We start from the raw sequence: 13,214 nt of genomic DNA, 5'->3' as shown, positions 1-13,214 counted from the left end.
AGCACGGCAAGGAATTCCGGCGCGTAGCGGCGCAGCGTGGCGTAGCTTTCGCCGACGCGGTGCAGGAAATCGAAGTCCTCGGGCTGTGCGAGTTTCTGCGCCTCGGTGACGCTCTCGGCGAAGGCGTCCCAGGACATGACGGCCTCGATGGCAGCGAACGGGTCGCGGCCCAATTGCTTGGCGTCGATCAGCGCCTGGCCGATGCGCCCGTACAGGCGCACCTTGGCATTGATGGCTTTGCCCGATGCCTGGAACTGCTGCTGATGCTTGTTCTTGGCGGCGTTGAACAGCTTGCCCAGGATACGGTCATGCAGGTCGATAATTTCGTCGGTGACGGTGGCCATGCCCTCGATGGCCAGCGCAACGAGGGTGGCGTAACGCCGCTGCGGCTCGAACTTGGCCAGGTCAGCGGGTGTCATCTGGCCGCCTTCGCGGGCGATCTTGAGCAGGCGGTTCTGGTGAACCAGCCGCTCGATGCCGGAAGGCAGGTCGAGTGCCTGCCACGCCTTGAGGCGTTCGATGTGCTCCAGCATGTGGCGCGAATTCGGCTTGGCCGGTGACTGGCGCAGCCAGGCCAACCAGGTCGCCTTGCCGTTGTCCCGGCGCTTGAGCAAGTCATCAAGGCGACGGCGATGCACGTCCGCCAATGGTTCGGCCAAGGCGTCGTAGATGCGCCGGTTGGCGCGGGTGATCGCCTCGGCACTCGCCCGCTCGACGGCGTTGAGCGCGGGCAGAATGACCGACTGCCGCCGCAGGTGCTCGATCAAGGCGCTGGCCAGCACGATGCCCTTGTCGGTTTGCATCGCCAGCTCGGTCAGCATCTGGACGGCCTGCCGGTAATGGCTCATGGTGAAGGGCCGGAAATCGAACACGGTTTGCAGCTCGACCAGGTGCTCGCGCCGGGTCTGCTCCCGCTGGCCGTACTCGTCCCAGCTTTCGACGCCGACCTTGAGCTGCTCGGCGACCAGCTTCAACAAGGGCGGGAACGGCGGTTCATCGACGCCCAGGATGACGCCTGGAAAGCGCAGGTAGCAGAGCTGCACCGCGAAGCCCAGCCGATTGGCTGGCCCGCGCCGCTGTCGGATGATCGAGAGGTCGGTATCGCTGAATGTGTAATGTCGGATCAGGTCGTCCTTGGAGTCCGGCAACGCCAGCAGGTTTTCCCGCTCGGCGGCGGACAGGATTGAACGACGTGGCATATTTACTGATCCGTTCTCAAGTATTGATACAGGGTTTCGCGACTGATTCCGAATTCACGAGCCAGCTTGGTCTTTTGCTCGCCAGCCTCGACACGTTGGCGCAGTTCGGCAATACGCTCAGACGACAGGGATTTCTTCCTGCCACGGTAAGCTCCGCGTTGCTTGGCGAGCGCAATACCCTCGCGCTGACGCTCGCGGATCAGAGCGCGCTCGAACTCGGCGAACGCGCCCATCACCGAGAGCATCAGGTTCGCCATCGGCGAGTCCTCGCCGGTGAAGGTCAAATGCTCTTTCACGAATTCGATGCGCACGCCGCGCCGGGTGAGGCTCTGCACCAGGCGGCGCAGGTCGTCGAGGTTGCGTGCCAGACGATCCATGCTGTGCACCACCACCGTGTCGCCTTCGCGCACGAAGGCGAGCAGCCGTTCCAGTTCGGGCCGCCGGGTATCCTTGCCCGACGCCTTGTCGGTGAACACCTTGTCCACCGGAATCTGTTCCAGTTGCCGTTCCGGGTTCTGGTCGAAGGTGCTGACGCGGACGTAACCGATGCGCTGACCGTGCAAGGTATCCTCCTGAGGGAAATGTGTCAGGAAGAAATCTATGACCTTTGACGGGCTGTGTCAAACAATTCGCGAGGCGGCTCTATTCTGACGCTTCCGCGCCGGACGATCTGACGCCAGGTTAGGGTATGCCTGAGTCTGACGGCAGCGAGCCGCAGGTGTTCGGATCAGCACCGGTTTCGTTCTCTGCCTTGGCCCGCGCCTGGAAGCGCTGATAGCACTCCAGCCCGCAGAAGTGCTCGACATACTCCACGCCTTCCGGGGTAAAGGCGGCATCGAGCGGGATTTCCTTGCAGCACACGCAGCAACTGGTGGCAGTCGGATCATTTGCATTCATGGTGGCACCCCTCCATTGACTGACAAAGGCGGCGAATGCCGCCGCCGGCATTGGCTTGGCGAACAGGAAGCCTTGTCCCGTATCGCACTCCGCTTGCCGCAACAGTGCGAGACTGGTCGGCGTTTCCACGCCCTCGGCCACCACGTCCATGCCCAGCCCGTGCGCAAGCTGAATCACGGAGCGCACGATGGTTCGGTCGCGGTGATCGGCGACGAGTCCGGCGACGAAGGACTGGTCGATCTTGAGCGTAGTAATCGGGCAGCACTTCAGGTGTTGCAGGCAGGAATAGCCGGTGCCGAAGTCATCGGCGGCGAAGCGCACACCGATCTGTCGCAAGGCTTCCAGGGCGGGGAAGATCGCCGGATTACCGAATGCGACCGATTCGGTCAGCTCGATTTCAAGAGACTCGGCGGGCAACTCGGCATCAGCCAGCATGTCCTTTACCCACCCGTCGAAACCCGGTCTCACTTGGCTCGCCGAAACATTGACGGCCAGCCGGAACGGTTGCCACGCCAGCTTCCGCCACTCGCGCATCTGGCGGCAGGCTGCGCCCAGCACCCAGGCACCGATTTCCGGCATCAGGCCGGACGATTCGACCACAGGCAGGAACTGGCCGGGCGGCAGCAGCCCGAGCGTCGGATGACGCCAGCGCAACAGGGCTTCCGCACCGACAATCTGGTCACTGCGCAGATCGACTATCGGCTGGTAATGCAGCTCAAGTTGCCCGCGCACAACCGCCTGCGCCAACTCGGTCGCCGTCCATCCGGCGGGGTGCGAGGTCGTCATGATCCGCCCCGGAAGGCCCGCAGTAGCCGCGTCACGGACAGCACGAACAAGCCGGTCAGCGTGAGGGCTGCAATACCCCAATGCTCCCCGATGAATGCGCCGGCGGTCGTTCCGGCCAGCACAACGGCGAGAATCGGCAAATGGCAGGGACAGGTGAGCACGGCCAGCGCGCCCCACAGGTAGCCGGTGAACGGCTTGCGTGTCTTGGTCGGCAGGCGTTCCGGGCCGTTCATGGCAGACTCTCCGCGTGCTGTGCCGGCTCGGTCGGCAGGGTGGCCAACTGCGCTTCCAGATCGGCCAACGCTTCGCGCCGGCGTTCGACGAACTGGCGCAGCACGGCAAGCTGCGTGGCCGCTTCGCCACCGTCCGCTGCATCCAGCGCCCGGAACAGCCGCGCCAGCGCATCGAGGCCGATGCCCGCTTCGAAGGCGGACCGCACGAAGCACAGCCGCTGCAAGGCAGCCTCGTCGAACAGGCCGTAGCCGCCTGGCGTGCACGCCACCGGCCGCAGCAGTCCGCGCAGCAGGTAGTCGCGCACGATATGCACGCTCACCCCGGCATCAAGGGCCAGCCGGGACACCGTGTAGGCGTTCATCGAACACCTCCTTTTTCTCACCCGGCGCAGCAGGAAAGCTGCTTCACATCCTTGTTGAAGGTCTGCGCCGCGAGCTTCAAGCCCTCGACCATCGTCAGGTAGGGAAACAACTGGTCGGCCAGTTCCTGCACCGTCATGCGGTTGCGAATCGCCAGCGCAGCGGTCTGGATCAGCTCGCCCGCTTCCGGCGCGACCGCCTGCACGCCGATCAGTCGTCCGCTGCCTTCTTCAACGACCAGCTTGATGAAGCCGCGTGTGTCGAAGTTGGCGAGTGCGCGCGGCACGTTGTCCAAGGTCAAGGTGCGACTGTCGGTCTCGATCCCGTCGTGCTGGGCCTCTGCCTCGCTGTAGCCCACGGTGGCGACTTGCGGATCGGTGAACACCACGGCAGGCATGGCGGCAAGGTTAAGCGCCGCGTCACCGCCCGTCATGTTGATCGCCGCACGGGTGCCGGCCGCTGCCGCCACATAGACGAACTGAGGCTGGTCGGTGCAGTCGCCGGCCGCGTAGATGTCCGGCGTGCTGGTCCGCATGCCGACGTCGATGACGATAGCGCCTTGCAGGTTGAGCGCGACACCTGCCGCGTCCAGTGCCAGGCTGCGCGTGTTGGGCGAGCGACCGGTGGCGACCAGCAGTTTGTCGGCGCGCAGCTCGCCGTGCGCCGTGGTGAGCACGAATTCGCCGCCCTCGTGCGCGACCTGGCTGGCCTGGGTGTGCTCCAGCACCTCGATCCCTTCGGCGCGGAACGCCGCCGTGATTGCCTCACCGATGGCCGGGTCTTCGCGGAAGAACAGGGTGCTGCGTGCAAGAATCGTTACTTTGCTGCCCAGTCGGGCGAACGCCTGCGCCAGTTCCAGCGCTACCACCGACGAACCAATCACGGCCAGCCGCTCAGGAATGGTGTCGCTGACCAGTGCTTCGGTGGAAGTCCAGTACGGCGTGTCCTTCAGGCCGGGAATCGGCGGCACGGCCGGACTCGCGCCGGTGGCAATCAGGCAACGGTCGAACGCCAGCACACGTTCGCCACCACCGTTGAGTTGCACGGTCAGGCTGTGCGCGTCCTTGAAACGGGCTTCGCCGTGCAGCACGGAGATGGCGGGATTGTCATCCAGGATGCCTTCGTATTTGGCGTGGCGCAGTTCATCGACGCGCGCCTGCTGCTGGGCCAGCAGCCGCTCGCGCAAGATCGTCGGCGGTGTGGGCGGCATGCCGCCATCGAACGGGCTTTCTCGACGCAAGTGGGCGATGTGAGCAGCGCGGATCATGATCTTGGACGGCACGCAGCCGATATTGACGCAGGTGCCGCCAATAGTGCCGCGCTCGATCAGGGTGACGTGCGCGCCTTGCTCGACGGCCTTCAGCGCCGCCGCCATCGCCGCGCCGCCGCTGCCGATAACGGCAATATGCAATCCGCCACCATCATCACCAGCCTTGTCGCCGCTACCTAGCCATTCGCGCATCTTGACGAGCAAGCCGCCGCCCACCGGAGGCACGAGCGCGTCGGCGAGCGTGGCCCGATAACCGAGTCCGGCCACGGCGGCAGTCAACGCGTCCGGCGATGTGCCGGTCTCGACGGCGAGCTTGGCGCTGCCCTTGGTATATGAGACATTCGCCGACTGCACGCCTGGCACTTTCTCCAGGGCTTCCTTGACATGCACTGCGCACGAGTCGCAAGTCATGCCGGTGATTTTGAGGGTGGTCATTCATCGTTCCTTTTCTGTGTTGGCCGCTGGCTCACGCCGTCAGCCGTGTTTTGCTGGGAGTTCGCAGCCATCCGGCCCGCAGCGGCGATTTGCCGGTGAAACCAAGTCCCAGATCGACACGCCGATCATCAGGGCCAGGCCGGTGTATACGAGGCGCGCTGTCCACCAGTTGCCAAGCAACCAGACGGTTCCGGCGAACACGATGGCTGGCCCGATCATGCCGAGCAGGCTGCGGTGCCATTGCCGATGACTGAGCCAGCCCAGTGCATTCGCCAGCAAAGCGACGACGGCGAACAGCGGCAGCAGCGTGAAAATGAACAAGCCTTCGTATTCCTGTAGAAAGCCCAGCCCGATGGCCGCGCCCAAGCTGGCGATGGCCGGAAAACAGGCGGCGCAGCCCATCGCGGAAACCACACTGCCAAGCGCGCCGGCCTTGTCGGCAATGCGTGTGATCAGTCCCATGATCGCCCCAGGGTCGGGTTCAGTGGCTCACTGCTTGACGCTGGAGGGATAGCCCGCGTCCCCGGTTGCCTTGGTCAGCTTCTGCACACTGGTCTTGGCATCATCGAAGGTGACCACCGCTTCGCGGGTCTCGAAGGTCACGGCAACTTTACTGACGCCATCGACCTTGGAAATCGCCTTCTTGACGGTGATCGGACAGGCCGAGCACGTCATGCCCGGTACGGACAGCGTGACGGGCTGGGTAGCGGCCCACACGGGGGCAACAACGGCGGCGAGGGCGAGGGAGGCAAACAGTTTCTTCATGGTGAACTCCGATCAGTAGAAAAATGGCATGACATAGGGAAATCCGAGCGCGACCAGAACCAGTACGGCCACGACCCAGAAAATGAGCTTGTAGGTCGCTCGCACTTGGGGAATCGCGCAGACCTCACCCGGCCTACAGGCTTGCGCAGGGCGGTAGATGCGCCGCCAGGCGAAGAACAACGCCACCAGCGCTGCGCCGATGAAAATCGGGCGATACGGCTCCAGCACGGTCAGGTTGCCGATCCAAGCCCCGCTGAAGCCCAAGGCGATCAGAACCAGCGGCCCGAGGCAGCAAGCGGAGGCGAGGATGGCGGCCAGCCCGCCGGCGAAGAGCGCACCGCGCCCGTTTTGCGATTCAGACATACGTTGGCCTTTTGAATTTGGATTGGATAGCGTAACCTTACTTCCGTACTCATGTACGGAGTCAAGCGATATGGAAAATACTTTGGAGAACCTAACCATTGGCGTTTTTGCCAAGGCGGCCGGCGTCAATGTGGAGACGATCCGGTTCTATCAGCGCAAGGGCTTGCTGCCCGAGCCGGACAAGCCTTACGGCAGCATCCGCCGCTATGGGGAGGCGGATGTAACGCGGGTGCGGTTCGTGAAATCCGCTCAGCGGTTGGGCTTCAGCCTGGATGAAATCGCCGAGCTGCTGCGGCTCGACGATGGCACCCACTGCGAGGAAGCCAGCAGCGTGGCCGAGCACAAGCTCAAGGACGTGCGCGAGAAGATGGCCGACTTGGCGCGCATGGAAACCGTGCTGTCTGAACTCGTGTGCGCCTGCCATGCACGAAAGGGGAATGTTTCCTGCCCGTTGATCGCGTCACTACAGGGCGGGGCAAGCCTGGCAGGGGCGGCGACGCCTTAGCGTGCTTTATTTTCCGTTTTCTGAGACGACCCCTATGTGGCCACCCAGACCGGCCTGATCGAAGGCATGGCGGGGCTCGCCGTGCCGGTGTTCGACGCCAGCCAGCGGCCAGTGGCGGCCCTGAGCGTGGGCACCATTGCCGACCGGCTGAACCCCGAGCGGCTGCCGGTGGTCGCCGCCATGCTGAAGAAAGAAGCCGAGGCGCTCGGGCCGCTGATCAACCCGTTCGACCCGACCGTGCGGCGGCCCGCGAACTCCTTCATCGGCTGACGCGCGGGGCCAGCCTTACACGTGCGATGCGACCTCGGCGGCGCGCTGGCACAGCACACGCAGGGCGTCGGCAATCGATGCCGCCTGCTCTTGCGCATAAATGGACATCTCGTCGATGACCGGCGCACCTAGCGCGGCTTCGAAGGCGCGGCGGCTGGACTCGTCCACGTATGCGCTGCGCCGTTCGTCGCCCAGGTTTGACTGAAAGATGCCGGCGGCGCTGACGGGCAGGAAGTCTTCGTAGACGATGGGCTCGGCACGCAGCAGCCCGGCCTCGACCAGTGCTTCCAGGTTGTCGGGTAGCGGCGCGATGTCGACCGGCTGCCCGTTTGTTGGGTTGGCTTGGTAGCGGAAGAACGCCAGCCCCTGCTTGCGCAGGGCCTCGGCGTCGTCGGGCAATGCCTGGAAATGCCGCTGCAGCGCCTCGACATAGGCTGCCGCGTTGGAGCCGTCGCCGGCCGGTTGGATGTCTGCACGCACGGCGGCAAGAATCCGGTCGTAGACCGCGCGCCCGCGCGGCGTCAGGGCGATGCCACGCTGTTCGATCTCGCCAAAGCGGGCAGTATGCGTTCCCGGCTGATGGGCGCCCTGCGCATCAGGAAACGCCACCGGTTCGTTCAGGGCCAGGAAGCTCGTCTGCCGCAGCAAGACCGGGCACGCGCGCCGCGGCGGCCCTTCGATCACGGCCTTCGGGTGGATGCCCTTGGCCGGCATCGCGGCCTGCGCGGCATCGATGTCCAGCGTGCGCGGCGTCAGATGGTTGATATGCGGCCCCTTGAAGCAGACCACGTCGGCCACCAGCGGGTGCGTCTTGCGCAGTTGCTGATAGAGCGCCGCACTGACGGTGGCTTCGTGATGCCAGCGGAAGGTTTCGAGGGCCTGCGTAACGAACGCGCGTGCGTCTGCCGCATCCAGCCCACCTTCGCGCTCGCACTGCTCGATCAATGCCAGACAGCGGGGCGTAAAGATGCTGCGCTGTTCGAGCACCGCCTGTGCCGTGGCCCGCAACTGCGCATCCTCAATCAGCTCCAGACGCAGCAGCGACGAGAACACGCGGAACGGGTTGCGCGCCAGCGCCTGCGGCTCGATCGGCCGGAAGGCGGTCGAATGCACCGGCACGCCCGCGACCGAGAGATCGTAATAGCCGACCGGCTGCATGCCCATGACAGCGAACAGGCGCCGGATGGTGGCGAGTTCCTGCGCGGTGCCGACGCGGATCGCGCCATGGCGCTCCACTTCGAGGCGGCCGAGCTGCTCCGCTGGCAAGGGCAACGCCGCGTCGCCGTTCTGCCGCGCAAGCGCCGCCTGATTGACCGTCTTCACCAAGTCCAGCAAGGCCCCGTACTGCGGCACTTCAGACCGGTACATCTCAGACATGGCGCTGGAAAACAGCGCTCGGATGGTGTCGGTCGACACAAAAGTGGATGCGGTCACGGCGGTGTCCTATGAGGGGGCTTGTCGGCGGTTTGGCCACCAATCTAGTCTGCGTGGGCCGCGCCAACAATCGATACCTTTTCGCGAATTAGTTCCAAATCGGAAGGAACCACTTGCGACAGGCTAGTTGGGGCACTCAATATCCAACCAGTCGAGAAACCCTTGCAGCTTCTCCTGCGCCACCCGATCGTCCCGGTGGGACAGGAAGTAGGCGCCTTCGCTTCCGGCCAGCGCCGGAGCGGCGTCGACGGGCTGAACCAGCGTGCCCTGCTCCAGCGCATCGCAGATCAGCATCCTGGGCAGCAGCGCCACGCCCGTGCCGGCAATCGCTGCGCCCACCACCATGGTGAAGAGGTCGTAGCGGAAACCCAGGCTTGCCTTGAGCCGCAGCGCCTCGTCGTTACCGCCCACCCAATCCGGCCAGGCATCGGGGCGAGTCGCGAGATGCAGCAGCGGCAGTTTGACGAGATCCGCGCGCGTCCTGATACGGGAGGTGCCGCGCAGCAGGCGCGGGCTGCAGACGGGAATCGATGGCCCTTCCTCCATCAGGCGTCGCCCTGCCGTCCCGGGCCATAGCGCGTTGCCAAAGTAGATGGCCGCGTCAAAGCGCGACTCATTGAAATGGAACGGCTCGGTGCGCGACGCCACGTTCAGGATCAGCCTGGGCTGCGCGGCAATCAGCCCGCCCAGCCGGGGGATCAGCCACTGCGTTGCAAACGTGGGCACCACCGCCAGCTCGATGACCTCCATGCCGCCAGCGCGCGAGGCCAGCTCTTGTGTGGCGCGTTCAATGCTGTGGAGGTGATCCCGAATCTCGCGCACATAGCGGTCGCCTTCCGGCGTGAGCACGATGCGCTTCTTGATGCGATGGAAGAACTGCACGCCAAAACGCCGTTCGAGCGCAATCACCTGCCGGCAGATGGCGCTTTCCGTGACCGACAGCTCTTGCGCGGCGCGGGTGAAGCTGCCGAGCCGGGCAGACGCCTCCAGCATCTGCAGGCTGATCAGGCTTGGTGGGCGAAGCGACACGATGACTTCCGAAATAGCACTAAGTCGGCCAACTATATCAATTGCGCTCGCGCGCCAGCAACCGCCAGAATCGGCAACCATCGCTCGCCAGGAGATCGCCGTCATGCTCGTGTTCATCCATGCTTTCCAGCCGGCATCGCGGCGCGCGAGCTGACCGATGACCGAGACCGAGGTAATCGATGGCCTGCAGGCGATTGTCGGCGAGGCCGGCATCCTCACCGGTGCGGACGCCGCCCCCTACGCGGCCGGTGCGCGCTACGGCCATGGCACCGCGCGCTGTGTCGTGCGCCCGGCAACCACCAAAGAAGTCAGCAGCGTGGTGCGATTCTGCGCGGCCCATGGCATCCGTGCCGTTGCACAGGGCGCCAATACGGGACTGGTCGGCGCCAGCTCGCCGGACCCATCGGGCGAGCAGGTCGTGCTGTCCCTGAGCCGCCTTCGCAAGACCTGCTTGATCGACGTGGAAAACCGCAGCGTCACGGTCGATGCCGGTGTGCTGCTGCAGGACCTGAACCAGGTGCTGGAGCCGCACGGGCTGTGGTTTCCCATCGACCTGAGCGCCAATCCATCGATCGGCGGCATGATCGCCGCCAACACGGGCGGCACCCGCCTGATCCGCTACGGCGACGTCCGGCACAACCTGCTGGCCATCGAGGTTGTGCTGTTCGAGCCGGCTGGTGAAACGCTGGTGCTGGGCAAGGCGCTGCGCAAGGACAACACCGGTTACGACCTCAAGCAACTGTTCGTCGGCACCTCCGGTGTCGGCGGCGTCATCACCCGGGCGACGCTCGAAGTGCATCCCCGGCCCAGGCAGACCGCCACCGCGCTGGTGGTGCCCACCTCGGATGACGCCGTCCTCGCCCTGCTGCTGGCGCTGGAACAGACCTTGGGTGATTACCTCGCCGCTTTCGAGGGCATGTCCGGTACGGCGCTCAGGGCCGCCATCGAACACGTGCCGAACCTGCGCAACCCGTTCGCGCCGGATGGCATTCCCGACTTCGCCATCCTGATCGAGCTGGAGTCGGCTTCAGCGGCCGCATACACGGGGCTGGATCTGCAGGACGCGCTCAACCGATTCCTGGAAGCGCAGTTCGAGACGCTGATCTCCAATGCCGTGGTCGATGGCGCGCACGACCTCTGGCGCCTGCGCCACAGCATCAGCGAGGGCGCGCGGGCGATGGGAAAAACCGTCGCGTTCGACATCTCGGTGCCACGGTCGCAACTCATGCCGTTTCGCCGCGCTGCGCTGGCGTTCGTGCAGGAGCGCCATCCGGGGCTGACCGTTGTTGATTTCGGCCACGTTGCCGATGGTGGCCTGCACTTCAACATCGTCTGGCCGGATCTCGCGCAACCGGCCTACACCGAAGCAGGTGTGCACGCCTTGCGTGATGGGCTGTATGCCATGGTCGTGCATGGGTGTGGCGGCAGCTTCAGCGCTGAACACGGCGTAGGCCAGCACAATCTCGCGTACTACCGGAAATACACCAGCCACACCGCGATGCGCATCGCGCGAGGCATCCGGCGACTGGTCGATCCGGACGAGCTTTGCGGCACCGTCGATTTTGGGCCGCCAAGCGATGACCACGCCGAGCCCCCATGACGCGCATCCGGCGCCGCCTCACTTCCAGAAAACACCATGGCTTTGCCCCTCTTCTAGCGGTAGTTGCCGACATCCGGCGCGACCGCTTTGATGGGTAACCGGCCCACCGTCAACGCCCGTTTGGCAGACAACAGCGCCTGTTGCAATTGGCCTGCGCCATAAGCCGCGCGGGCCTTGGCCAGCGCCTGCCGCTCCCATGCGCCAACCTCGCCCGTGCTGGCTGCAATGGCCTGCTCACAGCGCGCAATCAGCGCAACCACCTCGCCTGCATGCGCGGTGTCACCACCGACGATCTGGTCAAAACAATCGCTGAGATCGCCCAGAAGATCTTCGTGCATCACTTTCCCTCAACGGCTTGGGGGCTGCCGGTTTGGCAGCGTTCCCGTCGTACCTCTGACGTCTGAGCGGATTATCGGCACGCAATTCCCGATGTGAAGACCGTGCGGAAATCGGGTATCGCAGACGCCACCTCTCGCCGATCTGGCAGCGGTGGGCGGCACTAGGGAGGCCATCTGCGAAGCACTTTGCTTTCACGGCCCGACCGACTAGTGTTGAAGCATGCGCGGCCACACAAGGGAGGCAGCCATGAGCATGGTCTCAGTGGAACCTGGCAGCTACCGCGCCGACTTGCCCAAGAACGCGGGCGAAGTGGTCGACCTGATCAAGCAGCGCGCCGTCCAGGTGGTGGACCTCCGCTTCACCGACCTGCCCGGCCAGTGGCAGCACTTCTCCATCACCCTCCCCGAGGTCAACGACGAGCTGTTCGAAGCCGGCATCGGCTTTGACGGCTCATCGATCCGCGGCTTCCAGGAGATTCACGAGTCCGACATGCTGGTGCGGCCGGACCCGACCACCGCCTTTATCGACCCGTTCTGCTCGACCACCACGCTGGCCGTGATTTGCGATGTGATGGACCCGGTGCAGAAAGGGCCCTATTCGCGCGACCCGCGCTACATCGCCAAGAAGGCCGAGCACCACCTGCGACACGGTGGCCTGGCCACGACCTGCTACTTCGGCCCGGAGCTGGAGTTCTTCATCTTCGATTCCATCCGCTACGGGCAGGACCAGCACTCCGGCTACTACCATGTGGAATCGGCCGAGGGCGAATGGGCCTCGGGCCGCGACGAAGGTGCGTACGGCGGCGGCAACCTCGGCTACAAGCAGCGCTACAAGGAAGGCTACTTTCCCGTGCCGCCGCACGACACGCTGCAGGACATCCGCTCGGAGATCGTGCTGGCGCTGATGCAGGCCGGCATCCGGGTCGAGGTGCATCACCACGAGGTGGCCACCGCTGGGCAGAACGAGATCGACATGCGCTTCGCCCCGCTCACGCGCATGGCCGACAACGTGATGATGTACAAGTACATCTGCAAGAACGTCGCGCGCAAGCACGGCAAGGTCGCGACTTTCATGCCCAAGCCGCTGTTTGCCGACAACGCCAGCGGCATGCACTGCCACCAGAGCCTGTGGAAAGGCGACGAGAACCTGTTCTATGACGCCAACGGCTGGGCGATGACGTCGCAGTTATGCCGCTGGTACATCGGTGGGTTGCTCAAGCACGCGCCGGCCCTGATGGCCTTCTGCGCGCCGAGTACGAACTCCTACAAGCGCCTGGTGCCGGGCTATGAGGCGCCGGTCAACCTGGCCATGTCGCAGCGCAACCGCTCGGCCGCCGCGCGCATTCCCATGGTTTCGGATTCGCCCGCCGCCCGGCGCGTGGAATTCCGCTGCCCCGACCCTTCCGCCAATGCCTATCTCGCGTTCGCGGCGATGCTGATGGCCGGCCTGGACGGCATCGCGCATCAAACCGACCCCGGCGAGCCGCTCGACCGCAACATCTACGAACTGCCGCCCGAGGAAGCCGCGAAGATCCGGCAGGTGCCCGGCTCGCTCGAAGAATCGCTGGAGGCGCTGGAAGCCGATTCGTATTTCCTGCGCCATGGCGACGTCTTTACCGACGACGTGATCCGGGCCTGGATCGACTACAAGCGCCATCGCGAGATCGACACGCTCAAGCTGCGGCCGCACCCGTGGGAGTTCTACCTCTACTTCGATATCTGATGCGGGT

At 64.8% G+C, this 13,214-nt stretch carries 15 protein-coding genes and 1 pseudogene; 4 read left to right on the top strand and 12 right to left on the bottom strand.

The genetic code is table 11. The annotated features are described in order from the left end of the window. From QZ609_RS03215 to merT, 9 genes are all read right to left on the bottom strand, one after another. Positions 1-1,199 (bottom strand): DUF4158 domain-containing protein (locus QZ609_RS03215; RefSeq protein WP_295491009.1); only part of this gene is annotated, 1,199 nt, incomplete at its 3' end. Between the two features lie 2 nt (positions 1,200-1,201). Next, a complete protein-coding gene (locus QZ609_RS03210; RefSeq protein WP_004636773.1) occupies positions 1,202-1,762 on the bottom strand; it encodes a recombinase family protein in 561 nt (186 codons plus the stop codon). Between the two features lie 118 nt (positions 1,763-1,880). Then, positions 1,881-2,882 carry a DUF3330 domain-containing protein gene (locus QZ609_RS03200; RefSeq protein WP_004636771.1) on the bottom strand — a complete coding sequence of 334 codons (1,002 nt, stop codon included), beginning with the start codon at positions 2,880-2,882 and terminating at the stop codon, positions 1,881-1,883. Then, positions 2,879-3,115, bottom strand: a complete 237-nt coding sequence (merE, locus tag QZ609_RS03195) for a broad-spectrum mercury transporter MerE (RefSeq protein ID WP_004099015.1) — start codon at positions 3,113-3,115, stop codon at positions 2,879-2,881. Before merE ends, QZ609_RS03200 begins: the two co-directional genes overlap by 4 nt. Then, positions 3,112-3,477: a mercury resistance co-regulator MerD gene (merD, locus tag QZ609_RS03190; RefSeq protein ID WP_004636761.1), complete on the bottom strand. Its 366-nt coding sequence runs from the start codon at positions 3,475-3,477 to the stop codon at positions 3,112-3,114. The genes merE and merD overlap by 4 nt, the downstream gene beginning before the upstream one ends. 17 nt (positions 3,478-3,494) lie before the next feature. Further along, positions 3,495-5,180, bottom strand: a complete 1,686-nt coding sequence (gene merA / locus QZ609_RS03185) for a mercury(II) reductase (protein WP_004636758.1) — start codon at positions 5,178-5,180, stop codon at positions 3,495-3,497. Between the two features lie 39 nt (positions 5,181-5,219). Continuing rightward, on the bottom strand, positions 5,220-5,642 hold the full coding sequence (merC, locus tag QZ609_RS03180) for an organomercurial transporter MerC (protein ID WP_004636756.1): 423 nt from the start codon (positions 5,640-5,642) through the stop codon (positions 5,220-5,222). A gap of 27 nt (positions 5,643-5,669) precedes the next feature. Beyond that, entirely contained in the window at positions 5,670-5,945 is a 276-nt protein-coding gene (gene merP / locus QZ609_RS03175) for a mercury resistance system periplasmic binding protein MerP (RefSeq protein WP_004636750.1), read from the bottom strand. A 12-nt stretch (positions 5,946-5,957) separates the two neighbouring features. Continuing rightward, positions 5,958-6,308 (bottom strand): mercuric ion transporter MerT, encoded by a 351-nt coding sequence (merT, locus tag QZ609_RS03170; RefSeq protein WP_004636748.1) that lies wholly within the window; start codon positions 6,306-6,308, stop codon positions 5,958-5,960. Positions 6,309-6,378: 70 nt separating this feature from the next. Between merT and merR the strand changes: the two genes are divergently transcribed. Together merR and QZ609_RS03160 are read left to right on the top strand one after the other, a co-directional pair. Then, a complete protein-coding gene (merR, locus tag QZ609_RS03165) occupies positions 6,379-6,813 on the top strand; it encodes an Hg(II)-responsive transcriptional regulator (RefSeq protein WP_004636746.1) in 435 nt (144 codons plus the stop codon). Between the two features lie 48 nt (positions 6,814-6,861). After that, positions 6,862-7,083, top strand: a pseudogene (locus QZ609_RS03160) (IclR family transcriptional regulator C-terminal domain-containing protein); the annotation flags it as partial. A 15-nt stretch (positions 7,084-7,098) separates the two neighbouring features. On the opposite strand, the gene QZ609_RS03155 reads toward QZ609_RS03160, so the two are convergent. Continuing rightward, entirely contained in the window at positions 7,099-8,517 is a 1,419-nt protein-coding gene (locus tag QZ609_RS03155) for a VOC family protein (protein ID WP_295490986.1), read from the bottom strand. 123 nt (positions 8,518-8,640) lie between these two features. Next, positions 8,641-9,546, bottom strand: coding sequence for a LysR substrate-binding domain-containing protein (locus QZ609_RS03150; protein ID WP_295490984.1), 906 nt, complete (start codon positions 9,544-9,546; stop codon positions 8,641-8,643). 157 nt (positions 9,547-9,703) lie between these two features. Here QZ609_RS03150 and QZ609_RS03145 point away from each other — a divergent pair, with 157 nt between their 5' ends. Beyond that, positions 9,704-11,146 carry an FAD-binding oxidoreductase gene (locus QZ609_RS03145; RefSeq protein ID WP_295490982.1) on the top strand — a complete coding sequence of 481 codons (1,443 nt, stop codon included), beginning with the start codon at positions 9,704-9,706 and terminating at the stop codon, positions 11,144-11,146. Positions 11,147-11,199: 53 nt separating this feature from the next. Here the strand turns inward: QZ609_RS03145 and QZ609_RS03140 are convergent, their stop codons facing one another. Further along, entirely contained in the window at positions 11,200-11,484 is a 285-nt protein-coding gene (locus QZ609_RS03140; RefSeq protein ID WP_295490979.1) for a hypothetical protein, read from the bottom strand. Positions 11,485-11,731: 247 nt separating this feature from the next. Between QZ609_RS03140 and glnA the strand changes: the two genes are divergently transcribed. Next, positions 11,732-13,207, top strand: a complete 1,476-nt coding sequence (gene glnA, locus QZ609_RS03135; RefSeq protein ID WP_295490976.1) for a type I glutamate--ammonia ligase — start codon at positions 11,732-11,734, stop codon at positions 13,205-13,207. The last annotated feature ends 7 nt before the right edge of the window (positions 13,208-13,214 follow it).

Source organism: uncultured Ralstonia sp. (assembly GCA_913056305.1).
In the GTDB taxonomy this organism is placed as follows: Bacteria; Pseudomonadota; Gammaproteobacteria; order Burkholderiales; family Burkholderiaceae; genus Ralstonia.
Note: the sequence above shows the minus strand (reverse complement) of the source record. Positions and strands in the feature narration are given on the sequence as shown.